Source organism: Saccharopolyspora kobensis (genome assembly GCF_900108315.1).
GTDB lineage: Bacteria > Actinomycetota > Actinomycetes > Mycobacteriales > Pseudonocardiaceae > Saccharopolyspora > Saccharopolyspora kobensis.
Window position 1 is genome coordinate 307,569 of the sequence record NZ_FNVB01000007.1, and the last position, 25,057, is coordinate 332,625.

The following is a 25,057-nucleotide window of genomic DNA, read 5'->3' on the forward strand; positions in this document are numbered from 1 at the left end:
GCAGGAATTTTCATGTGGAATTATTCCGAATGAAAGTAAAACGGCGCGGTGGTGCCGTCAAGCGCGGTGTTCTAGAGCCGGGTGATGACGTCGAAGTCGTAGCCGTCGGCGACGGCCAGGTGCACGTGCTGGGCCGCCTGCTGCCCGCGGAACTCGACGGTGCCGCGCGGGCCCTCGTAAGCGGTGCCGTCGATCGCGGCGTTGAACTCGGCGAGGCCCGGCGAATCCGCCCGGCGGGCGAGCTCGGCCAGCGCGTGCAGTCCCTCGTAGCAGGACTCGGCGGCGTTGTTCAGCGGCGGCGCGCTCGGCCCGTGCAGCCGGACGTACGAGCTGAGCAGGTCCATCGCGTGCCCGGTGGCCAGCGAGCGGAAGTACCCGGCGGCGACGAACAGCCCGCGCGTGGCGTGCGCGCCGCTGGCCAGCAGCATGCTCTCCTCCATGAGCGGGCTGAACCGCACCAGCCTGTCGTGCAGGCCCTCGGCGGCGAAGGCCCGGTTGAACCGCACCGCGTCCTGGCCGACGAGCAGCATCAGCACGCCGTCGCACGGCGCGGCGGCCACCTGCCTGGTCACCCGCCGCATGTCGCCGGAGCCCAGCCCGACGTAGGTCTCGCCGGTGATGCGCAGATCCAGCTCGTGCGCGAAGGTGCGGATCGCCCTGGTCGAGCCGTGCGGCCACACGTAGTCGTCCCCGACCACGAACCAGCGGCGGACGCCGAGGTTGTCGCGCAACCACCGCAGCGCCGGGGCGATCTGGAAGCGCGGTGTCTCACCGGAGCAGAAGATGCCCGCCCGCCGCTCACCGCCCTCGTACAGCGAGGTGTAGACGTAGGGCACCCGGCCGGCCACGACGGGCGCGATCGCGTGCCGCACCGAGGAGATGTGCCAGCCGCTGACCGCGTCCACCGCGCCGCGCTCGACCAGCCGCCGGACTTCCGCGGCGACCTCGTGCGGCGGCGCGCCGCCGTCCACGATCTCCACCGCGACCTCCCGGCCGAGGATGCCGCGCGCCCCGTTGAGCTCGTGCACCGCGAGCTCGGTGATCGCCTCGCACGACGGGCCGAACAGCCCGGCCGGGCCGCGCAACGGGATCACCATGCCCACGCGCCACTGCGCGGTGCGCTCGCGGAGCGCTGGGCCTGTCGTCATCCGGGCTCCGAAACGGTGTGGACGCTCGATTGCTTCCACCTGGAAGTTTTACTATCCGGGCAGGATCGCGCAAGAGTGAGGACGCAAACGCATGCGAGCAGCCACCACAGCACTGGCCGGCCCGTTGGTCCGGGCGGCGCGCGCGGTCGTCGCCGACGTCGAACAGGTGCTCAAACCGGAGGACCTGACCTTCGACCAGTGGCTGGTGCTGGACGCACTGGCCACCGACAGCGGCCTGGCGATGGCCGAACTGGCCGAGCGCACCGCGACGCCCGGACCGACCCTGACCCGCCTGGTGGACCGCCTGGTCACCAACGCGCTGCTGTACCGCGAGGTCGACCCGGCGGACCGCCGCAAGGTCCTGGTGCACCTCAGCCGCCGGGGCCAGCACGCGCACCGCCGCATCGCGCCGCGGGTGGCCGCCGTGGAGCGGGAGCTGCTGACCGGCCTGCGCTCCGGCGCCGGTCTGCTCGACTCCCTCCGCGACCTGGCCGAGGGCCGGCCTTAGTGGACGGTCACGGAGCCTTGGTCAGCAGCTCCATGTTGTGCCCGTCGGGATCGTCGAAGTAGACGCCCCGACCGCCCCAGCGGTGGTTGATCTCGCCGGGAGTCTGGTGGCCCGGGTCGGCCCAGTAGGCGATCCCGGCGTCGCGGATCCGCCCGAAAGCCTCGTCGAACCGGGCCTCGTCGACCAGGAAGGCGTAGTGCTGCGGCCGCACGTCGCTCTGCGTCATGTAGTCGAGCGTGGCGGAGTTGTCGAGCACGACCGGCACGAACGGCCCGGTCTCGGCACCGACCTCGACGCCGAGGACATCGGCCAGGAACCGTGCGGATGCGTGCTTGTCCCGCGCTCCGACGATGGTGTGGTTCAGCTCGATCCCCATGATCACTCCTCGATCGGTTCCGCGCACCGCCGCCGCCCGGAACACGCCCCGAACGACGGCCACCCGCTATACCGGTGCAACGGAAACCACCACCGGCGCTATTCCCTCAGATGAACGGGCGGGGCGCGTCGAACTTCTCCCGGACCTGTTCGGCCACCGCCCGGTTCCCACCGGCCTCGATCAGCTTCGCGATGCGGTGCGCGGTGAGATCCCGGACCGGGTTCCCGGCGTGCAGACCGATCTTGTCCAGCACGATCCCGACGTGATCGCTGGCGGTCCTGGTGCCGTGCATCAGCTTCTGGTAGATGCCGTAGAGCACGGCCGCGCACAGCGGCACGGTCACCCAGGCCGGCCACCCCAGCAGCAGGCCCAGCAGCAGCGGCAGCGCCGCGGCCAGGGACAGGCCGAGGTAGAGGGTCTTGCTCTCCTTGCTCATCGAACGGCCTCCTCGGGCATTCGGTCGTAGGCGTAGTCGGTGGCTTGCAGGCCCTGTGCCATGTCGATCAGCTGCGACAGCCGCACGGCAGCTTCGGGACGTCCGTTGGGGGAGGCGCTCCAGTCACGCGCGACGACGTGCAGCGACCCGAGCAGCGAAACGTTCTGGTACGCCGAATCGACCAGGATCCCGAGCAGAGCGTCGTACTGAGCGCATTGGGCGGCTGCGGTGAGCCAGTCGCACACCCGATTCCACACGGGATCGGCTGCCGAGAGCAGCGCCTTGTACCAGCACAGCACCAGCTGACCGCGGACGACGGCGTCGGTGATCAGCGGCTGCGGTCCGCCTGCGATGTGCCACGGATCGGCGAGGTCGAGGAACAGGTGCAGATCGGCTGGCCAGTCCTTGCCCCGGTTGATGTCCTGCGCCAAGCGATCCAGCAGGAGCAGCCACAACATCGGGTGCTGCCTGGTGAGCTCGGCGAGCGCCTGTCGTGCAGTCGGGTTGCCCGAGCCGTCCTCCCGGCGGGCACGGTGGTGGAGCCGGACCAGCGCCTGCGAGGGGAATCGTGGCGCGATCACCTCGACGCACACACTGACCAGGATCTGGCCCACGGATGGCGGCAAGTCGTTGCTCCTCGACCAGTCGTAGATCATCCGGCGGAAGAACCAGCCGTGCCGTTCGTCGGTCAACCCGATGATGAGCGCCTGCACGCCGAAGTCCCGAAGCTGGTTCCACTGCGCGTTGCCGGTGGGGAAGACCCACCGCTCGATCAGCCATCTGACCTGGCCCGGCGAATTGGTCCGCAGGGCCTCCGCTACCGCGCGGTCCACCAGGTCCTGGCGGTTCCGCGAGTCGAGCAGCGGATCGCGGACGGTCTGGTCCACCCAGGTGCAGTACTGCTTGCGCAGATCGGGGTAACTGTCCCAGAAGTACTCGCGCACCGCGCGGTCGTAGTCGATCCTGGCGAACTCGATGCGGTTGTCCGCGGTCATCTTCAGGTCCAGCGACCGCACGTGGTCGTGGTGGCCGTCCTGCTCGAACCGGTGAGCCTCTTCGACGGCGAGCTGCGCGACCAGGCGGTGGGAGGAGAAGAAGACCGCGTCGCTGGTCGCCCCGGCGCACATCGCCGCTGCGAACAGCACCGCCCGCGGTCGGCCGCCCCCGTGCTCCTTGACCTGGGCGATGACCTCATCACGCCGATCGGGCAGGATCGCGGCCACGTGGAGCAGGGCGCTGATTTCACTGGCAGGTGAGGTGCTGCGGAGTTTGACCGCCGACTGCGCGAGCTTCGCGATTTCCGACATCGAGGCGGTCTGCGTGCGCTTCCGGATGTCCTCGTCCAGCCAGCCGTCGGTGAGCGCGACCTCGGCGGCCTCCAGGTGTCTTCTCAGAACCTGGGCGCCGTCCGGGCGGCCGATCCGGACGGCGTGCTTCGAGAGCTCAGCGTCGACGTGGTGGTTGAGCGAATCCGGTACCACGACGATCAGCCGGGCATCGGCCTGCTGCAGTGCGAGGCGGAAGGCGGGCAGTTCGCGGTGGCGCTGGGCGAACACAGTCTCGGTGCTGCCCGACAGGTCCAGCACGTATCGGTGGCGTGCTCCGACCTTCAATTCGGGCAGCGTGAACTCCGGGTCCGCGGCTTCGTCGTCGAGCTCGACGACCGGGGTGCGCTCGTCCGAGATCTCGTGCAGCAGCATCCTCGCCGCGGAGCGACGGCCGGAACCAGCGGGGCCGGTCAGCAGGAGGATGTGCGAGGCGGCCAGTTCGGTGCGCGCCGAGCCCAAGTTCGGCGGCGGGACGAATTGCCGGTGGAGCTGCTGGAGATCTTCGACGAGGCTCCTTCTCCGACCCCGTGCCTGAGCCCGAACGCTCTCCTGGGCGTTCGCGTAGATGTTGATGTCGCCCGAGCCGGAGTGGACCGGGCCCACCTGGTCGTGGAATTCGCTGTGGTTCTCCATCACCGGTCCTTCCGCTTGCGCTTCGCACCGAAGTTCTGGTGGATGCCGCCGAGGTTGTCGCCCTGCACGTAGTTCGTCCCGTCACCGTGGAAGATGTTCAGGTTCCCGCTGCCGGTGGAGACCGGGCCCGTCGAGCCGTGGAACTCCGTGCTGTTGAACGTGATGGTGCCGTTGTTCATCTCCTGCGTCTGCACGGCGTTTCCGGAGTTGGTGCCGGTGATGGAGTTCTCCGCCCGGGATCGCGGTGTCTTCCGGAAGTCGAGACCCGGCACCAGTTCGGCGAGGTGGGCGGCGATCTTGTCCATGTCCGCTTCGGCGCTCCCGGTGTCGTAGACGATGGACTGCAGGTCGGCGAGGAAGCGGAGTTCGGCTGGGAGCTTCGCCGCTGACAACCGGTCGGTCTTGCGGCCGCACAGGATCGGGATGATGCGAGCCCCGGACTCCCGCGCGTTCAGGATCTCCTTGCGGGTCCAGTCGTTCTCGTCGGCCAGCTTGGGGTTTCCGTTCTCGTCGCGCGCGTCGAGCCACCCCGGCCCGATCAGGACCAGCAGCGCGCGTGCGGCGGCGGATGCCGTCGCCAGGCGGGTCTGGTAGTTCTCACCGGGGCGGATCGACTTGCTGGCGCGGAAGATCCGCTCGCTGCCGAACCGGGTCGACAGGCCTTGCTCGATCGCAACGGCGGTTTCTTCGCAGTCGCCGGTGCGGTAGTTGACGAAGATTTCTGGCACAGCGGTACCTCACGTGTTGCCGGGATGGTGGATTGCTCAGACGTTCTGCTGTCGCAGCGTGGCGATCAGCCTGGGCTGGATCTCCCGCACGGCCGGTGCGTTGTGGAACCGCGAGAGCGCACGGGCCAGTCGGCGGAGATCGGTGGTGATGGTGGCGGAGGAGACGGCGTCGACGGTGCCGAGCACGCTGCCGAGCAGCGCACAGGCCTGGTCGACTTCGCCTGCGCCTGCATGCGCGAGCGCGCGGCGCACGCCGTAGCGCGCGGTGGAGCGAAGTGCGGTCGGTGGAACGCGTTGGAGTTCCCTGTCCAGGACATCCGCCGCTTCCTTGTTGCGGCCGAGATCGTGCAGGCACCACCCGGAGACCATCGCGACGGGATCGGACAGGCTGGCGGGGCCGATCACCGGCCCGCTCTCGGGCGCGGGATCGCTGAGGAACCGCCGGGCGCGGTCCAGGCTCCGCATGCAGGAGTCGTAGTCCCCGGCCAGCGCATGGCCCTGTGCCTCGCGCTGCGCGGCCAGCCCCCGGATCCGGGCGGAAGCTCCGGCCGCCTGCTGCGCACGGCGGGCGAGATCGATGGTCTGCTGCGCATCTTCCCGGTACAGCGTGACGAGTGCCCGCCGGACCAGGGAGTACGCGGCGAGTGAGCGATCGCCGCCCGCCTCCGCGAGCTCGACCGCGCGGTCGGTCCACCACAGCGCGGCCTCGTCCTCGCCGGACTCCTGCGCCATCCACCCGGCGAACTCGGCGTAGCGAGCCCCGAGCACCAGCAGCTCTCCGCGGGCCCGGGAGCTCGCCGTGACCGCCAGTTCGCGGATGGTGTGGGTCTGCGCGATGAGCGAGGGCAGGACGACCGACGGGCTCGTGCTCTGACCCAACTGCCGGAGCTGGTCGAACATGGCGCGGAACGCGGTGACCGGAGCGCCATCGGCGACAGCACGACCACCGCCCATGCCGAAGGACAGCACCGAGGCCGCCCCCGCGGCGAGCACCTGCCTGCGGTCCACCGGGCGGAACCGGCTCCTGCCACCTGATTCGAGACTCATCAGCCACACCTCACCGTTGCCGTTCGCTTCGGGCAGCGGAGCTTCGGAAGTGCGCGCGGGAACCAGTGACGCGAGCGTCCCGTTGGCCTCCAGCAGCGCATCGCAGCGGCGGGCGAGCTCCGGCGTCGGTTTCTTCGAGCCGGTTTCGACTTTGCTGAGATGGCCTTTGCTGTAGTGCAGTTTGGCGGCCATTTCAGTGAGTGAAATGTCCGCGGCGATGCGCAGTCTCCGAAGCTCTGCTCCGAACATCGTGGGCTGCTGGGTCACGTCTTCCTCCGGGTTTCCCGTTGCCGATTCGAGCCGGCGACGGGAAACCGCTATTCGTCCTGATCGTTGCGCGCGCAATGTGGGGTTCACCGGCCCGACCGGGCCGGGCCTCCGGCAGACGTTAGGAGAAGAGATGATCAAGGGAGCGTGGTTCCGCGGACCGACACCCGAACAGCGCAATCGAATTGCTCTGTTCGGGAAGGCGCTGCTCACCGCTGTGTTCAGCGCAGCGCAGATGTGGTCGGCGAGCGTGCTGCTCGAAGTCGTGGAGGCCGGAGTCGTGCTGTTCGCATTCGTGCTGGTGCTCTCCGCGGCATTCATCGCTGTCCTCGACGGGTGGCTGGGAGTCTGGCGGTTCGCGGCAGCAAGCCGCTCGTCGGAGGATTGTGGTGGATGAACGACGGGAAAAGGCGAACAATTCCGCTGTTTCCCGTTTCCTCTTTCGGTCGCATCCTGCACCTCCTGGTGCGGGCGGAGAATGCAGCGGCTCATCGTGGTGAGGCCGCTCGGTGGCCAGCTCGTGGGCGTTGGGAGGCGATGTCGTCACCGACTCCCGGTCGGTCACCGGTTGAGGCCGGTGACCGCCGTTGACCTCATGCCGTTGGTTTCCGTGTCGAGCGCGGACGATAGTGGTCCACAGTAGACGGTGCCATCGCGCTCGGATTCCGAGTCGAGTGCCCGTGATCAGTGATGCGCCGAAGCAGTGCTGCGGACCGCGATGGCGGTATGCGCACCCACGCGCACCACCACGCCGTCCAAGACGCTCCGCTGGGCGGAGCTCCTGCGCCACGGCGGCCCTGATCGTCGTCAGGGCAGCGGGCGGTCGGCGATCAGGTCGAGGAGGGTTTCCGCCGCTTGGGCGTCTGTGATCAGGGTGGTCACCACTCCCGAGCGCAGGACCGCGTCTATCGCGCGGGCTTTCGGGACCGTGTAGCCCAGGGCGATCACCTCGGGGATCTGGCGGAGCTGCTCGTGCTCGATCGCCAGGACGTGGTGGGCAAGGCCGGTCGACATCGCGTTGCCGTCGGCGTCGAACAGGCGGGCCGCGATCTCCGCCGTCGCTCCGCGCTCCTGGATCGCGTCGCGCTCCGGTTGGCCGAGGGCGTCGTAGACCGTCGACTCATCGGGGCGCCAGGCGCCGATGCTGACCACCGCCTTGGTCAGGTGGCGGAACTGCTCGAAGGTCTCGGCGATGCCCGGCTGGTTGCGCAGGATCTCGGTGGTGCGGCGGTCCGGCAGCACCAGCGGCCCGTAGATCGGGTACGCGGGCCCGCCGGAGATGTCGGCCAGCCGGCCCACCGTCTCCACCGACCTGTCGCGCATGTCCATGCCCGCCTGCACGCCGCACAGCTGAACCACCGGGCACTTCGGCAACGTGTGGACGGCATCGGCCATCGCGTTGACCGAACGCGCCCAGGACAGGCCGAGCACGTCGTCGGAGGTGGTCGTTTCAGCCAGCAGATCAGCCGCCAGCGCGCCGATCCGGCGACGCAGCACCGGTCGTTCGGCCTTGGACTGCGCTCGGTTGAGCACCAGGACGCGGCGCAGCCGGTAGCTGGTGCGGACCGCTTCCGACAGTCCCAGGTCGATCGGCACCGGCAGGTCGAACTCGACCCGGACCAGGCCCGCTTCCTGCGCGGCAGCGAGGATCCTGGCCACTTTGAAGCGGCTGATCCCGTGCTCCTGGGCGATCTCCATCTTGGTGCGGCCCTGGACGAAGAACCGGTGCGCGATGGAGGCCGCCGTGATGGTGTCGGTCAGCCGCACCCGGGGCTCACTAGTGCTCATATGAGCATCCTAAAGGGGAAATGTTGACGTAACACGCGAGATCATCCTTGAATGCTCCGCGAGTTACCAGAACGATCGGCCCACGATGCTCATATGAGCGGGCCAGTGGAAGGGGTGTCATGCGCGCCGCGATCATCGATCAGCCCGGCTCCATCAGGGTGGGCGAGGTGCCCGACCCGAAACCGGGCGACGGTCAGCTGGTGATCAAGGTCGGTGCGTGCGGCATCTGCGGCACCGACCTGCACATCGCCGACGGGCACTTCCCGCCCACGCCCTACCCGATCGTGCCGGGACACGAGTTCGCCGGCGAGGTCGTCGAGCTCGGTGCCGAGGTGCGGGGCGACTGGAAAGTCGGCGACCGGGTCGCCGTCGACCCCTCGCTGTTCTGCGGTTACTGCACGCCCTGCCGCTCGGGCCACGGCAACCTCTGCGCGAACTGGAACGCCACCGGCGATACCGTCGACGGCGCCTTCGCCGAGTACGTGGCCATCCCCGCCAACACCGCCTACCGGATGCCCGACTCCATGAGCTGGGAGCAGGGCGCGCTGGTCGAGCCGGTGTCCTGCGCGGTGCACGGCGTGCGCCAGATCGGTGTCGAAGCGGGGGAGAAGTTCCTCGTCGTCGGCGCGGGCACGATGGGCCTGCTGATGCAGCAGCTGCTCCAGCGCGGCGGCGCGCAGGTCTCGGTGGTCGACCGCAACGCGGCACGGCTGGAACGCGCCACGAAGCTCGGCGCGGTCGCGGTGAGCACCGACGTCGCCGAGCTCGACCAGCGCTTCGACGCCGCCGTGGACTGCACCGGAGCCGCGCCCGCCATCGAGGCCGCGTTCGACTCGCTGCGCCGCGGCGGGCGGCTGCTGGTGTTCGGCGTCGCCCCGGCCGAAGCGCGGATCTCCCTGTCCCCGTTCCGCATCTACAACGACGAGATCAAGATCGTCGGCTCGATGGCGGTGCTGCACAGCTACGGCGCGGCACTGGAGCTGGTCGCCTCCGGCGCCGTCGACACCGACTCACTGCTCACCGACACGTTGCCGCTGGAGGAGTTCCCCGCCGCGCTCGACCTGATGCGCAGCGGTGCCGGGCTGAAGGTTCAGGTCCTGCCGGGAGGCGTGAATGCGAAGTAGAGCCAAGCTGGCCGTGCTCGCGGTCGTCGCGATGCTGCTCAGCGGCTGCGCGGGCGCGGGAGCGCTGGGCGCGGGCGGCCGGACGCTGGTCGTGGCGATCGTGTCCAACCCGCAGATGGAGGACGCCATCGCGCTGTCCGACCAGTTCGAGCGGGACAACCCGGGCATCAAGCTGAAGTTCGTGCAGCTGCCGGAGAACCAGGCGCGCGCGAAGATCACCGCATCGACCGCCACCGAGGGCGGCGAGTTCGACGTGGTGATGATCAGCAACTACGAGACCCCGCAGTGGGCGGCGAACGGCTGGCTGGAGAACCTGCAGCCCTACATCGACGCCAGCGAGGGCTACGACGCCGACGACTTCATCCCCAGCATCCGCGACTCGCTGTCGCACGAGGGCTCGATGTACGCGGTGCCGTTCTACGGCGAGTCGTCGTTCCTGGCCTACCGCAAGGACCTGTTCGCCCAGGCCGGGCTCACCATGCCGGAACGGCCCACCTGGGAGCAGATCGCCGAGTTCGCCGCGCGCCTGGACGACAAGGAAGCGGGCGTGGCCGGGATCTGCCTGCGCGGCAAGCCTGGCTGGGGCGAGAGCCTCGCCCCGTTCTCCACGGTGGCCAACACCTTCGGCGCCCGCTGGTTCGACGAGAACTGGAACGCCCAGCTGACGTCGCCGGAATTCCGCGCTGCCGCGGAGTTCTACGTCGGCCTGGTGCGCGACCACGGCGAGATCGGCGCCTCCAGCGCGGGCTTCACCGAGTGCGGCACGCGCTACGGCCAGGGCGAAGCGGCGATGTGGTACGACGCCACGGTCATGGCGGGCACCAACGAGGACCCGGCCAGCAGCGAGGTCGTCGGCAAGTCCGGCTACGTGGCGGCTCCGGTGATGCGCACCGAGACCAGCGGCTGGCTCTACACCTGGTCGCTGGCCATGCCGAAGGTCGCCCAGGACAAGGACGCCGCGTGGCGGTTCATGCGCTGGATGACCGACAAGGACTTCGTCCGCACCGTGGGCACCACGTTCGGCTGGAACCGGGTACCGCCGGGCTGCCGCCTGTCGACCTACCAGATCCCGGAGTACCAGCAGGCCGCGCAGGCCTACGCCCCGGCGACGCTGGCCGGCATCGACAGCGCCAACCAGCGCAACACGATGGTGAACCCGGTGCCCTACCCGGGGATCCAGTTCGTCGGCATCCCCGAGTTCCAGGACCTCGGGACGCGGGTGAGCCAGCAGCTCTCGGCGGCCATCGCCGGGCAGATCTCGGTGGAGGAAGCGCTGCAGCAGTCCCAGGAATACGCCGAATCCGTCGGCGCGGCCTACCGGGAGACCAGATGACGCAGACGGCCACCAAACCCACCGCAGCGCTGCCGGTGGCGACCAGGAAACCCATCGGCAAGTGGTCGCGCGAAGCGTGGCTGCGCCGCGCGCCGCTGATGCCCGCGCTGCTGTTCACCATCCTGGTCACCCAGATCCCGTTCCTGCTGACGGTGTTCTACTCGTTCCAGTCCTGGAACCTGGTGCGCCCGGGCTCGCGCCACTTCGTCGGGCTGCGCAACTACATCGACGTGTTCGCCGACAGCCAGTTCCGCGGCGCGATGTTCAACACGGTGCTGCTGACGGTGGTGTGCGTGCTGGTGGCGATGCTGCTGGGCCTCGGCCTGGCGCTGCTGCTGGACCGGCAGTTCCTGGGTCGCGGCGTGGTGCGCACGCTGCTGATCACGCCGTTCCTCATCCTGCCCGCGGCCGGTGCGCTGCTGTGGAAGACGACCATGTTCGACCCGACCTACGGTCTGCTGAACTTCGCCTTCGGCACCAAGATCGACTGGTTGTCGCAGTTCCCGCTGGCCTCGGTGATGGCGCAGGTCGTCTGGCAGTGGACGCCGTTCATGATGCTGCTGATCCTGGCCGGGCTGCAGGCCCAGTCCAAGGAGGTGCTGGAGGCCGCGGCGGTCGACGGCGCGGGCCGGTGGCGCACGTTCGCCTCGATCACCCTGCCGCAGCTGGGCCGCTACCTGCAGCTGGCCGTGCTGCTCGGCGCGATCTACATCGTGAACAGCTTCGACGCGATCTACCTGATGACGCAGGGCGGCCCCGGCACCGCGAGCACGAACCTGCCGTTCTACATCTACCAGCGCGCCTTCGAGGGCTTCGACGTCGGCCAGTCCTCGGCGATGGGCGTGATCGTGGTGGTGCTGACCCTGATCGTGGCGACTTTCGCGCTGCGCCTGATGTTCCGGACCTTCGGCGTTAGCGAGGTGCGATGATGCGGACCGGCAACCCCATCGGCCGCTGGGCGCTGACCGCGCTGACCTGGCTGATCGCGATCCTGTTCGTGTTCCCGGTGCTGTGGATGGTGCTCACCTCGTTCAAGCAGGAGAGCGACGCATACACCAATCCGCCGAAGGTGGTGTTCACCCCGACGCTGGACCAGTTCGCCGGCGTGCTGGAGCGCGGATTCCTGCCGTACCTGGCGAACTCGGCGTTCGTGACGGTGACCTCCACCCTGCTCGTGCTGCTGCTGGCGGTGCCCGCGGCGTACGTGCTGTCCATCTCCGCGGTGCCCGGAACCCGTGACGCCCTGGGCTTCTTCCTGTCGACGAAGATGCTGCCGATCGTCGCGGCGATCATCCCGCTGTACGTGATCTCGCAGAACCTCAAGCTGCTGGACAACGTCTGGGCGCTGGTGGTCCTCTACACCGCGATGAACCTGCCGCTGGCGATCTGGATGATGCGCTCGTTCTTCCTGGAAGTTCCCAAGGAGATGGTGGAAGCGGGCCGCATCGACGGCGCCAAGCTGCCGACGCTGCTGTTCCGCGTGGTGCTCCCGGTGGTGGCCCCCGGCATCGCGGCCACCGCGCTGATCTGCGTGATCTTCTCCTGGACGGAGTTCTTCTACGCGGTCAACCTGACGGCGGCGCAGGCGGGCACGGTGCCGGTCTTCCTGGTCGGCTTCATCACCAGCGAAGGCCTCTACTGGGCCCAGCTGAGCGCGGCGGCCTTCCTGGCCTCCCTCCCGGTGATGATCATCGGCTGGGCGGCCCAGAACCACCTCGTCCGCGGCCTCTCCATGGGCGCGGTGAAATAACCCGCCAACCCAACAGCGCCCGCCCGCCCCACCGGGCGGGCGCTTTTTCGTCCTCACCCGAACAGCCGGGCTCGACAGCGCCGACGAACGCGCAAGCACGGCCATGGGCCGGCAGCACGGAGTTGTGCTCCAGTCGGCGACCCGATGACGCCGACCTGCTTCGTGAACCGATCGACGGCGAGCAGGACCGGGCTCAGCCGCCGGTGTAGTTCTGGGGGCCGACGGTGCTGCGGGCTTCGCTGCCCGCCGACTGGAGGGCCGCGTCGCCGGAGTCGTCGCCTCTCAGGTCGATGTACTTGGACTGGGCGACGATCACGTAGCGGTGGTCCTGGCCGATGTACTGCCACTCGTCCGCGCCGTCCACGTCGCCGTCGCACACCCCCGCGCCGCGGCCGGAGTTCGGATCCCAGCAGCCCAGCTGCAGGTAGTCCATGGCGTCGAACTTCTCCTCCACAGCGGAGGCCGTGGCGTAGTCGGCGAACGGGAAGACCCAGACCGTGGTGATGATCTGCACGTCGTCGTCGACGAAGTTGGCCACCATCATCTGCGAGCAGCCGTTGTCGGTCAGCACCGAGCGGACCTCGTCGGACACCGAATCGGTGCATTCGTTGGTGGAACCGGCCTCGTAGGTGTGCCGCTTGCCGGTGTCGTCGGTGAAGTCGTCCGGCATGAACGCGTCCAGGGTGAACGGGGTCCGGTCGGTCGCGGCGTCGTCGAGCGACCCGCCGTTGGAGCTCGTCTCGGCCGTCGCGGAGGCGGAGGTCTCGGTCGGGTGGTCGTCCGACGTGGTGGTCGCGGACGACGGTGTCGGCGTGGCCTGGTGGGTGCTCGGTCCGGAACCGAGGTTGAGCACGACGATCACGATCAGCGCGACCAGCGTGGCACCGCCGAGCACCGAACCGAGAACGATGAGCCCGACCGGAGTCGTCCTGGCCGGTGGCACGTGCGGCGGGGGAGGCGCGGGCAGCTGCCCGGCCAGCGGGTGCGGCGGGGGGAACGTGTGCGGCGGTTGAGGCCCGGAGTGCGCGGGCGGTGGAAGCGTGGACGGCGGGTGCGGAGAGGGGAGTGTGGACGGTGGGTGCGGAGAGGGAAGCGTGGTCGGCGGGTGCGGCGAGGCGAGCGTGGGAGGCGGCAACGGCGCAGGCAGCGTGTCCGACGGGGGCGAGACGACCGGCGCGGGTGCCGGGGCCGGTGCCAGGACCTGCCCGGCCAGCGGGTCGATCTTGGTCGCGGCGATGGTCGCCGTCCGGCGCTCGTCGATCATGCTGACGACCTCCGCGGGCAGCCAGCGAGTCCGGTCGCCGGTCATGTCGGCGAGGGAGTCGAGCAGCTGCTTGGCCGTCGGCCGGTCGACCGGGTCCTTGGCCAGGCAGGTGCTGATGATCCGGGCGAGCTCGCCCGGCAGCTGGTCGAGACCGGACAGATCGGGTGCTTCGTGCACGACGCGGTACAGGATCGCCTGCGACTCGCCGCCGCTGAACGGCCCGCGACCGGTCGCGGCGAACACCAGCAGCGAGCCCAGGGCGAACACGTCGGCGGGCGCTCCGACCGGCTCGCCCTTGGCCTGCTCGGGCGACATGAACGCGGGTGTTCCGAAGACCTCCGCGGTGTGGGTCTCGTTCACCGCTCGCGCGATGCCGAAGTCGATCACCCGCGGGCCGTCCTCGGCCAGGATCACGTTGCTGGGCTTGAGATCGCGGTGCACCACCTCGCAGGCGTGGATGGCGTCGAGCCCCTCGGCCAAGCCGGCGCCGAGCGTGCTGAGCGCCGAAGGCGGCAGCGGCCCCTCCTGCTTCACGGCCTCGTGCAGCGTCGGACCGGGAATGTAGGAGGTGACCAGCCACGGCGCATCGGCGTCGGGATCGGCGTCGACCACCTGTGCGGTGTAGAAGCCCGACACGGCGCGAGCGGCGGTGACCTCCCGCGCGAACCTGCGCCGGAAGTCCGGATCGTCGCCGAGGTCCGCCCGGACCACCTTCACCGCGACCAGCCGCCCACCGCGCGACACGCCCAGGTACACCCGGCCCATCCCGCCGCGCCCCAGGCGGTTCAGCAGGCGGTACGACCCCACCTCCTGCGGATCGTCCGGCAGCAGAGCACCCAGCAAGGACGGCCCCCTCACAACGCATCACCCCGACGAGATCACCCGCGATCATGACACCCGAAAACTCCCGGCAACCGGGATTTCCGCAGATTGCCGGGGTCCGCTCGCTCCGCTCACCAGTGGTGACCGTCACGTCGGGTAGGTGGGGGACTTGGGACGAAGGTCCTGGCCACGGAGCGTGGTTGTTCGGCATGCTGGCTGTAGTCGCCCAGTCCTGGTCGGGGCAGTCCGGGCGATTTCCGTGCCTTTCTGCGAGGAGTACGACCATGGATGACACCCGGTTCCAGGCGTCCGAAACCACTGGTGTCGCGACGGCGGACCAGACGATGCGGACGCTGCTCGAGGCCGTGCCGGCCGCTCAGGTCGTCCCGGCGCCGCGCGATTCCGAGGAGTCCGTCGCGGGGCCCCGGCTGGTGATCAGCCGGGGGCCGGATGCGGGCACCGGCTTCGCGATCGGTGGCCCGAGCATCACGATCGGGCGAGATCGGGACTGCGACATCGTGGTGGAGGACATGACCGTGTCGCGGGTGCACGCCGAGCTGCGGCTGCGGGACGGCAAGTACGTCGTGGTGGACGGCGGTTCGCTCAACGGGACCTACCTCAACCGGCAGCCGGTGGACATCGCCGAGCTGGTCGACGGTGACGAGATCTGGATCGGGCGGGTCCGCTTCACCTTCCGCAGCGGCGGCTGAGGCCGCCCGCTCCTACAGTGGGGACGTGGGCGAGCCCGGCGAGACCACCGTGTTCCTGGTCGACGACCACGAGGTCGTGCGGCTGGGGCTGGTCGACCTGCTCGACTCCGAGGACGACCTGGTGGTGGTCGGGCAGGCTTCCTCGGTGAGCGAGGCGCTCGCCCGCATCCCCGCGGTCCGACCCGATGTGGCCGTGCTCGACGTGCGGTTGCCGGACGGCAACGGCGTCGAGCTGTGCCGGGAGCTGCGGTCCCGGATGCCCGCGCTGCAATGCCTGATGCTGACCTCCTTCAACGACAAGCAGGCCATGCTCGACGCGATGCTGGCCGGGGCCGCCGGCTACGTCGTGAAGAACATCAAGGGCATGGAGCTGGCCTCGGCCGTGCGCCGGGTCGGGGCGGGCAAGACGCTGCTCGGCGAGCAGGAGACCACCTCGCTGGTGAACAAGCTGCGCGCCGAGCTCGACGGCACCTCGAAGCTGCCCGACCTGACCGGGCAGGAGCGGATCCTGCTGGACTGCATCCGGCAGGGGATGACCAACCGGCAGATCGCCGACCGGATGTTCCTGGCCGAGAAGACCGTCAAGAACTACGTCTCCCGGCTGCTGAGCAAGCTGGGCCTGCAGAGCCGCACCCAGGCCGCCGTGCTGGCCACCCGGTTGCGCCACCACCCGGAGACGTGAGCTCGCCGGGCGGCGCGCGGCCTGTCAGAGTGGGGTGGTGAGCAGGGCGGACTCGCCAGGACCGGGGGAGCTGCGGGAGGGCGCCGCTCCGTCGCTGGTGGGCACGCTGTCCCGGCTGCGACTCAAGGAGCTGCTGGCCCAGGTCCAGGCGCGCATCGAAGAGATCGTCGGCCTGCGGGACCGGATGGACGTCCTGCTGGAGGCCGTGCTGGCCATCTCCTCCGAACTGGAGCTGGACTCGGTGCTGCGGCGCATCGTGCGCACCGCCATCGACCTGGTGGACGCCCGCTACGGCGCGATCGGCGTGCTGGCGCCCGACGGCTCGCTGAGCCGGTTCATCTACGACGGCATCGACGAGGAGACCACCCGCCGCATCGGGCACCTGCCGACCGGGCACGGCGTGCTGGGCGTGGTCATCGAGGCCGACAAACCGCTGCGGCTGGAGGAGATCGCCGGGCACCCGGCGTCGGTGGGCTTCCCGAAGCACCACCCGCCGATGCGCACCTTCCTCGGCGTGCCGATCCGGGCCAGGCAGGAGACGTTCGGCCGGTTGTACCTCACCGAGAAGGTCGGCGGTGGCCAGTTCACCGAGGACGACGAGGTGGTGCTGCAGGCGCTGGCCGGGGCGGCCGGGATCGCGGTCGACAACGCGCGGCTGTTCGAGGAGGTCCGGCGCCGCGAGCGCTGGCTGGACGCCACCGGTGAGATCACCGCGGAACTGCTGGCGGGCACCGATTCCATCGACGCCCTGCAGGTGATCGCCGAGCGCGCGGCCGAGCTGACGCACGCCGACTTCGCGCTGCTGGCGGTGCCCGCGCGCAGCGACGACGTCGAGACCGAAGAACTGGTCGTGACGGTTTCGGCAGGAGCCGGTGTCGAGGAGCTGGTGGGGCAGTCGCTGCCGGTCGACAGTTCGGTGACCGGGCAGGTGTTCCGGGAACGGGTGCCGCGCAACGTGCCCACCCTGACCACGATCGAGGGAGCCGCGGTGCAGCTCGGCCCGGCCCTCGCGGTGCCGATGCGCGCGGAGGGCACCATCGCCGGCGTCCTGCTGGCCGTGCGGCGGGCCGGGGCGAAGCGGTTCGACGAGGAACAGCTGCTGGTGGTGTCGTCCTTCGCCGACCAGGCCGCGCTGGCGCTGCAGTGGGCTGAAGCTCAGGCCGCGCGGCGCGAGCTGGACGTGCTGGCCGACCGCGATCGCATCGCCCGCGAGCTGCACGACCACGTCATCCAGCGGCTGTTCGCCATCGGCATGTCCATGCAGGGCACCCAGCGGCGGGCGAAGGTGCCCGACGTGGCGGGCCGGCTGACCGAGCACATCGACCAGCTGCACGAGGTCATCCAGGACCTCCGCGCCAGCATCTTCGACCTGCAGGTCGCCGCCGAGCACCCGACCGGGTTCCGCAACCGGGTGCAGCGCGTGGTCACCGACGTGGTGGGCGACAACCCGATCCGGATGACCATGCGGATGGCCGGGCCGCTGGACGTGCTGCCGCCGAGGCTGGCCGAGCACGCCGAGGCGGTGGTGCTGGAAGCGGTGAGCAACACCGTCCGGCACGCGCGTGCTTCGGAGCTGTCGGTGACCATCTCGCTGGACGACGACCTCACCATCGACGTCACCGACAACGGCGTCGGCATCGCGAGCACGGTCGCGCACAGCGGACTGCACAACCTGGCCGAGCGGGCGGTGCAGGTGGGCGGTCGGTGCACTGTGGACCGGATGCCGACCGGTGGGACGCGGGTGCTGTGGACGGCGCCGCTGAGGGCCGCGCCCGGCTGACCCCGGAACGGCGCGCCGGATAATCGTTTTCGCCCGGATTGCTCGTCGTGGCAAGATCTCGCGTATGTCCACATCGCGCGTCGACCTGCTGCGCTGGCAGTTCGACTTCACCTGGTCGTTGTTCGAGTTCCACCTCGCCGAGCTGGTGCCCGCCGACTTCCGCTGGGAACCGGCCGAGCACTGCTGGACGGTGCGGCGCGGCGCCCACGGCTGGGAACCGGACTTCGCCGAGGTGGAACCCGATCCGATCCCGGTGCCCACCATCGCCTGGACCACCTGGCACATCGGCTGGTGGTGGTCGGTGACCCTGGACCACGTCCAGGGCAGGCCGCCGCGCGACCGCACCGATGTCGAGTGGCCGGGTGAGGACTCGGTCGTCGAGTGGTTGCGCGGGCTGCGCGCGGAGTGGTCGGCGGTGCTGGACCGGCTCACCGACGCGCAGCTGGACGCGCCCGCGCCGTTCCCGTGGCAGGACGACCCGGAAAAGACCGTGGCGCACATGCTGGCGTGGGTGAACGCCGAGCTGATGAAGAACGTCGCCGAGATCGGCCAGCTCCGCCTGCTGCGCGCCGCCGGCCGGCAGTGACCGCGCCTCACCGCCACCTGGTCAGGCCGCGCAACGTCAACGCCACCGCGACGAACACCACGATCAACCCGACGGCCCACAGCAGGTCCGGCATCGGTGCCGCCTCCCTCGCGAGTTCTCCTGCCGACACCTCCAGTACACGCCTGCGGAGCGGGCGCGGGAAGGTCGCCCGGCGGAATCCGCACGTCACCGGTGTCGATCGCGCCGCCGAAAATCCGTTGCCCTGATCGGTAACGTCGGTTCCATGGACGGGACGGGCAGCACCGGCCGGGTGGCGGCGGAGGTTCTCGGCGAGCACGGGGTGGACCTCGGCGACGCCCGGCGCGGCACGGGCTGGACCAACCACACCTGGCTCGCCGACGAGCTCGTCATCCGCGTCGCGCCCGAGCCGGGTTCGGGCGACCTGCTCCGCGAGCTGAAGCTGGTCGAGCTGCTCCCGGCGGAGGTCGGATACCCGGCGATCGTCGACGCCGGCGTGCGCGACGGGCACGAGTGGGTGCTCAGCCGCCGCGTGGTGGGGGAGAACCTGGACGAGATCTGGCCGACGCTGGACGACGCGGCCAGATCTCGCGCGATCGAGCAGATGTGGGAGCGGGCCCGCCACGTCCACCGCGTCGACGTCGACGCGGCTGCCCCGCACGCCCGCAGCCGCTCCCCGTTCTTCCCGGACGACCCGGCGGAGGTCGATGCTTCGTTCGAGCGGATCGTCTCGGCCGGCATGCTCACCGAGCGCCAGACCAGCAGCCTCCAGCAGACGCTCGATCGGTTCTGGGCCGCGCTGCCGACGGCGCCGCGCGCCTTGAACCACGGCGACCTGTGCGCGCCGAACACGTTGTGGCACGGGGACTCGGTCGCGGCACTGCTGGACTTCGAGTTCGCCGTCATCGCGCCCACCGCGATCGACCTCAACGAGATGGTCAAGATCGCCTTCGGACCGGGCGATGCCGCCGAGCGGGAGCCGCTGCAGGGCGCGGTGCGCGAGATCGCCGGGTCGGAGCTGGCCGCGGCGGGCGGGCCGGACGTGCTGCTCGGCTACTCGGTCATGCTCGAAACCTGGATGCTGGACCAGGATCTCGCCGCGGCGGAACCGGACTTGGACGACCGGGCCAACTCGACCGCGATGCTCAGCGCCATCGCCCGGGGCGACGGCGGGTACTTCGCCCCGATCCTGTCCTGAGAACCGCGATCAAGCGCGTGAGCGGCGGATGCGGCGGGTGAGGCCGCGCGCCAGGTTGTAGAGGACGAGCGTGATGCCCGCCCACGGCAGCACCAGCAGGAACATCCGCAGGACGCCGACCACGGCCGCCGCGGCGTCGCCCGCTCCGACCGCGCTGCCCACGCCGTCCCAGTGCGTGCCCAGCGCCTGCCAGACCACGGGCAGCACGTAGGGCGCGAGCACCAGGAACCCGATGAGCCAGTACGCCAGGCAAGGGATCACCAGCACCACCCAGGCGGTGATCACCCAGCGGACCCAGGGCTTGAGCTCGCGGACCCGCGGATGCGGCGGACGTCCCGGCAGCATGCTGCGCAGGACCGGCCCCATCCGGTCGAACAGGTCGGGAACACCGACCAGATCGCTCAGGATGTAGTAGCCGTCCAACCGGATCGACGGCACGAACTGCCAGATCGTCGAGACCTGCCAGGCCACCAGCGACACGAGCAACCAGGGCAGGCCGGTCACCGCGAAGACGGCGATCATCACCAGCATGGCGAGCACGTTGAAGTAGACGCCGCCCAGGTCGGTGCGCAAGCGGCCGCCCCGGCTCAGCCGGTAGGAATCGGTGACGGTGCTGTACATCGCCGGCCACACCAGGTAGATCCCCACGCCCATCGCGCCCGGCCGCGCGCCGCCGTAGCGGCACGCCGCGACGTGCCCGCACTCGTGGAACATCCCGGAGAGCACGAGCACGCCCACCACCAGCAGGATCTGCTCCGGCCGGTCGACCAGTTCCCGCGCGCCCGCCAGCAGTTGCGCCACTCCTCCCTGGACGGCGAGCCAGATCTCGGCGGCGACGAAGGCCAGCAGCGCGAGGACGACGACCGGTGGCCAGAACAACGGCTGGAAGATCCGGGCGATGATCGCGACGACGTGCTCGGGAACCAGTGCGACGCGGAACTTCAGCGCCAGCAACCGATCCCGGCCCTTCGGCAGTGGCGCGGACTGGTCCGGTCCGGGCTCGGCGACGAGGATTCCCGCGCGGCGCAACCGGTTCTCGACGAGGTAGGCCACCTGTCCGGCGGTGATCTCGCGGCCCCATTCGGCGCTCAGACCGGCGGCCAGCTGCGCGTAGGTGCGCTGGCCGTCGAGCCCGCCCGCCACGAGGTAGAGCAGGTGGGAGAGCTGCAGGACCTGGCCGTCGACGCGGCGGACCAGGTAGGGCGGTTCGCGGTGGCCGGAGCCCTGGTACCGGCCGATCAACTCGGTGCCCGCGACCAGGGCGGGCACCACGAGCCGTGCGACGTCCTCGTCGGCCGCGGGCTCGCTGCGGTGCCCTTCTGCGACCATCACGACTCCTCGAAAGTGCCGACGGGGTGGTGCACCGAGCGATTCGGCGCACCACCAGGACAGCCGGGATCAGCTCGGGTTGCCGCCGCCTTGGCCGCCGATGCCGTTGCCGCCGATGCCATCGCCGCCGATGCCGTCGCCGCCATCGCCACCGTCGCCACCGTCGCCGCCGCTACCGCCGTCGCCGCCGTTGCCGCCGTTGCCGCCGCCTTGGCCGCCGCCGGTTCCGCCACCGGTACCGCCGTCACCGCCGGTGACGTCACCGGTGGTCGTGACGTCGTTGTCCCCGTAGGCCTCGACGTGGGTGTCCGGGTCGGGATCCAGGACCACGACGTCCGCGCCGTTCCACGGGAGCCAGAAGGTCGACATGACGGTGCGCGCGGGCAGGAACTCCACGCGCTGCATCTCGATCTCATCGGGGCTCAGCGGTCCAGAGGTTCGTGGCATCAGGTGCTCCTTCGCAAACTCAGTGAATTCACCGGAAGAACCGGAACGAGGCCACCCCCTCGAAGAACGCGCTCCAGTGGCGCGTTCCTGGCACACGGGGCAGAACGTAGGAGCACCGGGCGTGCGGTGCACCTCGAATCACCCGCTCGGGTGCGCGATCTTCCGGGGTGGTCGTTCTCGGTCAGGACGTCAGGGGTTGCGGCGACCGGTTTCGGTGCCGGTGGTGGCGAGATGACCGCCGGGGCCGCCCGCACCGCCCGCGCCACCCGTGTCGGCGACGCCGTTGAGGCCGCGCAAGCCCGGGATGCCGGGCGTGATCCCGTCGCCGCCGGTTCCGCCGTCCCCGCCGTCACCGCCCGGGCCGCTGATGGTGTGGACGGTGGCCCGGCCGCCGTCCTGGGACATGATGTTGCCGATGTTGGCGACGCCGCCGTCCCCGCCGGTGCCGCCCGTTCCACCGGCGCCCTCGACCTCGTTGTCCGCGGCAGCGGCATCGCGGGCGCTCGGCTGGTGACCGGTTCCGCCGTCGCCACCGCGTCCACCGCGGCCGCCCTTGCCGCCCTGGACGGTGATGTCGTCGGTACCGGTGCTCACGATCGTGCCGGTCTTGCCGTTGGCCGCGCCGCCGCGGCCGTTGGCCCGCTCGCTGCCACCGCCGCCGTTGCCGCCGTCACCGCCGTTCCCGCTGCGCGTGCTGGCGGTCGCATCCCCGCCCACGCCGCCGGTTCCGCCGGTTCCGCTGTCGCCGCCGATGATCGTGACGGTGTTCTCGCCGTCGCCCGGGTAGATGTGGCCGAGGTTCCCGGTTCCGCCGTCCCCGGCGTTGCCGCCCCGGCCGCCGCGGGAGTCGGCGGGATCGGCAGTGCCCGTGCCGCCGTCTCCGCCCGTGCCGCCGTTGCCGCCCCGGCCACCGGTGACGGTGATCGTGTTGTTCCCGGTGCCGCCGTTGATCACGCCGGTCTCGGTCACCCCGGGCCCGCCGTTGCCGCCGTGGCCACCGACACCGGCGCTGCCGCCGGCCCGCGCGCTGGGACCGGTCGCGCCGTCGGTCCCGGCCGCACCACCGGTGCTGCCGCCGTTCTTGCCCCCGTTCTCGCCGTTCTTGGTGTTCTTGGTGTCGCCGCTGCGGCCGTCGAGGTGCCCGTTGCCGCCCTTGCCGCCGTCACCGCCCGCGCGGCCGGTGACGATGATCAGGTCGTCGCCCGCACCGCCGTTGACGGTGCCCGCCACGGCCCCGTTGAGGTAGAAGCGGTCGTTGCCGTCGCTGCCGTCGAGCGTGGTGCCCTCCGGGACGCCGCGTTCGCAGACGACGTCCACCCCGGAGCCGTTCGAGGTCCGCGTGCAGGACGGCGGTGCTGCCTGGGCGGTCGGGACCGCGGCGATGCTGAAGGTGACGGCGAGCATGGCGGCGCTCGGCAGCGGCCACCAGTGCTGGACCTGCCGGACCGGACCGCCGCTAGCGGTCCGAGGTGGGCGATTGCGCATCGGCACTACTCCTTACCCGGGATGGTTTCGGCTGGGCCAAACAGCGCGGGAGTCTAGGCCGAGTGGATCAGCGGTGGTGGTATCCGAGCGGGCGACGTTGGGGGAATCAGCCGCGGACCACCCGAATCGGTGGTTGCCCGCCCGCCCGGTGCCGGAGCGGCTCCGGTGCGCATTCGCCCGGGCGCCGTGACGCCGAATTCCGGGGCTTGCGCTGATCGGTTCTTTTTCCGGAGGAGCGGTTTTCTCCACAATTCGCGGTAGTGCGTCTAACCGTTCCGGCTGTCGCTCATGAATCTTCGAAGTGGCCTGTGAGCAGGCATTTTCTTCTGAATCGCGGATGTTGGTTGTTTTCGGACTGCGCTGGTCATCGGGTGCATTTACCCTCCGAATCGGTGCCGGTGAATCTGGGGGCGTTGGATGGGGGATCTGGGTTTTCGACCTTGTCCGGCATCGATCTCCGGCTGCATTCCGAGCCCGTTCCGACTGGGGAGGACGAAAGTGATCGATGAAACTGAACCGGTGAGCTTCGAAGAGCTGGGCGACCAGCGCCTGGAGTTCCTGCCGCCGCGCACGGTCATGTCGACGCTGTTCCAGGCCGGCGGCTGGGACGGTGTCGTGATCGAAGGCGGTTCCGGAGGTACCGGTGGTGGCACCGGCGGCGGCAACGGCGGCGGTGACGGCGGCGATGGCGGCGACGGCGACTTGGGCGGCGTCGGCGGTCACGGCGGCAACGGTGGCTTCGGCTACGGCGGCTTCGGAATCGGTGGTCCGGGCATCGGCGGCAACGGCGGGCCGTTCTTCGGCTGGTGATCTGCCTTGACCTCGCTCCTCCGCGGGTAGGCCTGAGAGGTCCGCTCAACGCGCTCCGATGGCCAAGGGGGATCTGATGTTCGAACCGAGACGGCAGCTCAGCGCGACGGAGCTCGATGAACTGGGCCTCGTCGAGTTCCTGCCACCGCGCACGGTCATGTCGACGTTGCCGGCCCAAGCCGACTGGGGCGAAGTGGTGGTCGAGGGCGGCGACGGTGGCGACGGTGGTGGCACCGGCGGCGGCAACGGCGGCGGCGACGGTGGTGACGGCGGCGACGGCTCCGCCAACGGCGGCGACGGCGGCGACGGTGGCCTCGGCGGCGACGGAGTCGGCGGCGAGGGCCTCGGTGGGGCCGGAGTCGGCGGTGACGGCGGGCCGATGCTCGGCGGCTGACCCGGCTCCGCGGATGCGAACGGGCTGTCCGGAAACTTCCGGGCAGCCCGTTCCTCGTGCCCGGAGCAGGCGGGTGTCCGCTGTGCGTCCGTCCAACCGGCGTTGGAGCTTCGACCGATTCCGCACCGGAGCCCGGTGGCGCGCTGCTGTTCGTCAACATCCCGGGCCAGCTCGTCGGCCCGCTCGGTGGGCTGGCGGGAGGCGGGGGCATCAGCCTGCCGCTGTCCCTGCTGCTCGCGGCGGTCGGCTACCTCGGCCTGCTCCGGGCGTTCCCCGAGCCCCGTGACGTGTTCGGCCCGGACGGGCTCCGCTGGGTGCCCTGCGCTGACACCCCGGTGCCGCCGATCGCGGCGGAACCCGTTCGTGATCGGCTCTGAGGTGGGAAGTTCCGTTGAGCTCGGCCGGTGAACGAGAGGACGGCCACCGTGGGCTCTCGGCGGCGACGGGTGGCGGCACGCGGTGGTGGACTGATGGGCCGACTCGGACTGAACAACCCGATGGTCACCTGGCCGTCTAGGCCTGGCGGGCTTCGGCGACCTGCGCGAGCAGCCGGTCGAAGACCTTCTTGATCAGCTCCGGGTCCGGGTGCGGCAGGCCGGACAGCGCGCTGAGGTAGAGGCCGTCGCCGACCAGGCGCACGATCTCGGCCAGCACCGGGTCGCCGATGTGGTCGGTGAGCAGCTCCGACCAGCGGCCGAACACCCTGGCCAGCACCTCGCTGCCCGCCTCGCTGAGACCCTCGGCGCTGCGCAGCGCGGCGATGACCGACCAGTAGAGCGCCATCTCCTCGTCGCTGGCGGGCAGCGAGGTCTGCAGGAAGTACCGGACGACGTCGACGCCGTCCTCGGTGGCCTGCGCGAACTCGGCCTCGGCGGCGTTGTCGAGCCGCAGCGTGAGGCCCTGCAGCATCGCCTGCTTGGAGCGGAAGTGGTAGAGCAGGCCGCCCTTGGACACCCCGGCTTCGGCGGCGACCGATTCCAGGGTCACCGCGGCGGTTCCCTTGCGGATCAGGATCCGCTGCAGCGCGTCGAGGATGCGGTCTCTGGTGTCGGAGGCAGCCACGGTTTGAACTATACCGTCTGGACGGTTAGTATCCCTACCGGAC

At 70.2% G+C, this 25,057-nt stretch carries 27 protein-coding genes; 14 read left to right on the forward strand and 13 right to left on the reverse strand.

Going from position 1 to position 25,057, the window contains the following annotated elements; translation table 11 throughout:
• Window positions 1–71: 71 nt before the first annotated feature.
• Window positions 72–1,148 carry a substrate-binding domain-containing protein gene (locus C4T78_RS24270; protein ID WP_235863656.1) on the reverse strand — a complete coding sequence of 359 codons (1,077 nt, stop codon included), beginning with the start codon at window positions 1,146–1,148 and terminating at the stop codon, window positions 72–74.
• Window positions 1,149–1,239: 91 nt separating this feature from the next.
• On the opposite strand from C4T78_RS24270, the gene C4T78_RS24275 reads away from it, so the two are divergent.
• Window positions 1,240–1,656 (forward strand): MarR family transcriptional regulator, encoded by a 417-nt coding sequence (locus C4T78_RS24275; RefSeq protein WP_093354894.1) that lies wholly within the window; start codon window positions 1,240–1,242, stop codon window positions 1,654–1,656.
• A 7-nt stretch (window positions 1,657–1,663) separates the two neighbouring features.
• Here the strand turns inward: C4T78_RS24275 and C4T78_RS24280 are convergent, their stop codons facing one another.
• From C4T78_RS24280 to C4T78_RS24300, 5 genes are all read right to left on the reverse strand, one after another.
• Window positions 1,664–2,032, reverse strand: a complete 369-nt coding sequence (locus tag C4T78_RS24280; RefSeq protein ID WP_093355283.1) for a VOC family protein — start codon at window positions 2,030–2,032, stop codon at window positions 1,664–1,666.
• A 106-nt stretch (window positions 2,033–2,138) separates the two neighbouring features.
• A complete protein-coding gene (locus tag C4T78_RS24285) occupies window positions 2,139–2,468 on the reverse strand; it encodes a hypothetical protein (protein WP_093354892.1) in 330 nt (109 codons plus the stop codon).
• Complete coding sequence (locus C4T78_RS24290) at window positions 2,465–4,429, reverse strand: ATP-binding protein (RefSeq protein ID WP_093354889.1); 1,965 nt, start codon at window positions 4,427–4,429, stop codon at window positions 2,465–2,467. Before C4T78_RS24290 ends, C4T78_RS24285 begins: the two co-directional genes overlap by 4 nt.
• The gene (locus C4T78_RS24295; protein ID WP_093354886.1) at window positions 4,429–5,157 is read right to left on the reverse strand and encodes a TIR domain-containing protein; all 729 of its coding nucleotides are present in this window, start codon (window positions 5,155–5,157) and stop codon (window positions 4,429–4,431) included. Before C4T78_RS24295 ends, C4T78_RS24290 begins: the two co-directional genes overlap by 1 nt.
• Before the next feature lie 36 nt (window positions 5,158–5,193).
• Complete coding sequence (locus tag C4T78_RS24300) at window positions 5,194–6,396, reverse strand: NsdA family TPR-like regulatory protein (protein WP_235863655.1); 1,203 nt, start codon at window positions 6,394–6,396, stop codon at window positions 5,194–5,196.
• Between the two features lie 208 nt (window positions 6,397–6,604).
• Between C4T78_RS24300 and C4T78_RS24305 the strand changes: the two genes are divergently transcribed.
• On the forward strand, window positions 6,605–6,868 hold the full coding sequence (locus C4T78_RS24305) for a hypothetical protein (RefSeq protein WP_093354881.1): 264 nt from the start codon (window positions 6,605–6,607) through the stop codon (window positions 6,866–6,868).
• Window positions 6,869–7,278: 410 nt separating this feature from the next.
• On the opposite strand, the gene C4T78_RS24310 is transcribed toward C4T78_RS24305, so the two are convergent.
• Window positions 7,279–8,259 carry a sugar-binding transcriptional regulator gene (locus C4T78_RS24310; RefSeq protein ID WP_093354879.1) on the reverse strand — a complete coding sequence of 327 codons (981 nt, stop codon included), beginning with the start codon at window positions 8,257–8,259 and terminating at the stop codon, window positions 7,279–7,281.
• 119 nt (window positions 8,260–8,378) lie between these two features.
• Between C4T78_RS24310 and C4T78_RS24315 the strand changes: the two genes are divergently transcribed.
• From C4T78_RS24315 to C4T78_RS24330, 4 genes are read left to right on the forward strand one after another with little or no spacing between them, the layout of a single operon-like run.
• Window positions 8,379–9,383: a zinc-dependent alcohol dehydrogenase family protein gene (locus C4T78_RS24315; protein WP_093354876.1), complete on the forward strand. Its 1,005-nt coding sequence runs from the start codon at window positions 8,379–8,381 to the stop codon at window positions 9,381–9,383.
• Window positions 9,373–10,716 (forward strand): ABC transporter substrate-binding protein, encoded by a 1,344-nt coding sequence (locus C4T78_RS24320; protein WP_093354874.1) that lies wholly within the window; start codon window positions 9,373–9,375, stop codon window positions 10,714–10,716. Before C4T78_RS24315 ends, C4T78_RS24320 begins: the two co-directional genes overlap by 11 nt.
• A complete protein-coding gene (locus tag C4T78_RS24325; RefSeq protein WP_093354871.1) occupies window positions 10,713–11,645 on the forward strand; it encodes a carbohydrate ABC transporter permease in 933 nt (310 codons plus the stop codon). Before C4T78_RS24320 ends, C4T78_RS24325 begins: the two co-directional genes overlap by 4 nt.
• Complete coding sequence (locus C4T78_RS24330) at window positions 11,642–12,466, forward strand: carbohydrate ABC transporter permease (protein ID WP_093354869.1); 825 nt, start codon at window positions 11,642–11,644, stop codon at window positions 12,464–12,466. The genes C4T78_RS24325 and C4T78_RS24330 overlap by 4 nt, the downstream gene beginning before the upstream one ends.
• A gap of 193 nt (window positions 12,467–12,659) precedes the next feature.
• Here C4T78_RS24330 and C4T78_RS24335 read toward each other — a convergent pair whose 3' ends face one another.
• Window positions 12,660–14,573 (reverse strand): serine/threonine-protein kinase, encoded by a 1,914-nt coding sequence (locus C4T78_RS24335; RefSeq protein ID WP_093354866.1) that lies wholly within the window; start codon window positions 14,571–14,573, stop codon window positions 12,660–12,662.
• Between the two features lie 263 nt (window positions 14,574–14,836).
• On the opposite strand from C4T78_RS24335, the gene C4T78_RS24340 reads away from it, so the two are divergent.
• The 4 genes from C4T78_RS24340 (at window position 14,837) to C4T78_RS24355 (ending at window position 18,310) form a co-directional block, all read left to right on the forward strand.
• Window positions 14,837–15,262 carry an FHA domain-containing protein gene (locus C4T78_RS24340; protein WP_235863654.1) on the forward strand — a complete coding sequence of 142 codons (426 nt, stop codon included), beginning with the start codon at window positions 14,837–14,839 and terminating at the stop codon, window positions 15,260–15,262.
• A 25-nt stretch (window positions 15,263–15,287) separates the two neighbouring features.
• A complete protein-coding gene (locus tag C4T78_RS24345) occupies window positions 15,288–15,944 on the forward strand; it encodes a response regulator (RefSeq protein WP_093354864.1) in 657 nt (218 codons plus the stop codon).
• Between the two features lie 37 nt (window positions 15,945–15,981).
• The gene (locus C4T78_RS24350; protein ID WP_235863653.1) at window positions 15,982–17,724 is read left to right on the forward strand and encodes a sensor histidine kinase; all 1,743 of its coding nucleotides are present in this window, start codon (window positions 15,982–15,984) and stop codon (window positions 17,722–17,724) included.
• A gap of 64 nt (window positions 17,725–17,788) precedes the next feature.
• Window positions 17,789–18,310 (forward strand): DinB family protein, encoded by a 522-nt coding sequence (locus C4T78_RS24355; protein ID WP_093354861.1) that lies wholly within the window; start codon window positions 17,789–17,791, stop codon window positions 18,308–18,310.
• A 7-nt stretch (window positions 18,311–18,317) separates the two neighbouring features.
• Here C4T78_RS24355 and C4T78_RS37110 read toward each other — a convergent pair whose 3' ends face one another.
• Window positions 18,318–18,440, reverse strand: a complete 123-nt coding sequence (locus C4T78_RS37110) for a hypothetical protein (protein ID WP_256258523.1) — start codon at window positions 18,438–18,440, stop codon at window positions 18,318–18,320.
• Between the two features lie 114 nt (window positions 18,441–18,554).
• Here C4T78_RS37110 and C4T78_RS24360 point away from each other — a divergent pair, with 114 nt between their 5' ends.
• The gene (locus C4T78_RS24360; protein WP_093354859.1) at window positions 18,555–19,487 is read left to right on the forward strand and encodes a phosphotransferase family protein; all 933 of its coding nucleotides are present in this window, start codon (window positions 18,555–18,557) and stop codon (window positions 19,485–19,487) included.
• A gap of 9 nt (window positions 19,488–19,496) precedes the next feature.
• Here C4T78_RS24360 and C4T78_RS24365 read toward each other — a convergent pair whose 3' ends face one another.
• The 3 genes from C4T78_RS24365 to C4T78_RS36510 all read right to left on the reverse strand — a co-directional run bounded on the left by C4T78_RS24365 (window position 19,497) and on the right by C4T78_RS36510 (window position 22,748).
• The gene (locus C4T78_RS24365; protein WP_235863652.1) at window positions 19,497–20,816 is read right to left on the reverse strand and encodes a hypothetical protein; all 1,320 of its coding nucleotides are present in this window, start codon (window positions 20,814–20,816) and stop codon (window positions 19,497–19,499) included.
• A gap of 69 nt (window positions 20,817–20,885) precedes the next feature.
• On the reverse strand, window positions 20,886–21,263 hold the full coding sequence (locus C4T78_RS24370; protein ID WP_177247664.1) for a hypothetical protein: 378 nt from the start codon (window positions 21,261–21,263) through the stop codon (window positions 20,886–20,888).
• 189 nt (window positions 21,264–21,452) lie between these two features.
• Entirely contained in the window at window positions 21,453–22,748 is a 1,296-nt protein-coding gene (locus C4T78_RS36510; protein ID WP_177247663.1) for a hypothetical protein, read from the reverse strand.
• A 519-nt stretch (window positions 22,749–23,267) separates the two neighbouring features.
• Here C4T78_RS36510 and C4T78_RS24380 point away from each other — a divergent pair.
• The 3 genes from C4T78_RS24380 (at window position 23,268) to C4T78_RS24390 (ending at window position 24,329) form a co-directional block, all read left to right on the forward strand.
• Window positions 23,268–23,558: a hypothetical protein gene (locus tag C4T78_RS24380; protein WP_093355270.1), complete on the forward strand. Its 291-nt coding sequence runs from the start codon at window positions 23,268–23,270 to the stop codon at window positions 23,556–23,558.
• 76 nt (window positions 23,559–23,634) lie between these two features.
• Complete coding sequence (locus C4T78_RS24385) at window positions 23,635–23,952, forward strand: hypothetical protein (RefSeq protein ID WP_093355268.1); 318 nt, start codon at window positions 23,635–23,637, stop codon at window positions 23,950–23,952.
• Between the two features lie 56 nt (window positions 23,953–24,008).
• Entirely contained in the window at window positions 24,009–24,329 is a 321-nt protein-coding gene (locus C4T78_RS24390; RefSeq protein WP_218161632.1) for a hypothetical protein, read from the forward strand.
• A gap of 136 nt (window positions 24,330–24,465) precedes the next feature.
• Here the strand turns inward: C4T78_RS24390 and C4T78_RS24395 are convergent, their stop codons facing one another.
• A complete protein-coding gene (locus tag C4T78_RS24395; protein ID WP_093354856.1) occupies window positions 24,466–25,014 on the reverse strand; it encodes a TetR/AcrR family transcriptional regulator in 549 nt (182 codons plus the stop codon).
• Window positions 25,015–25,057: the final 43 nt, after the last annotated feature.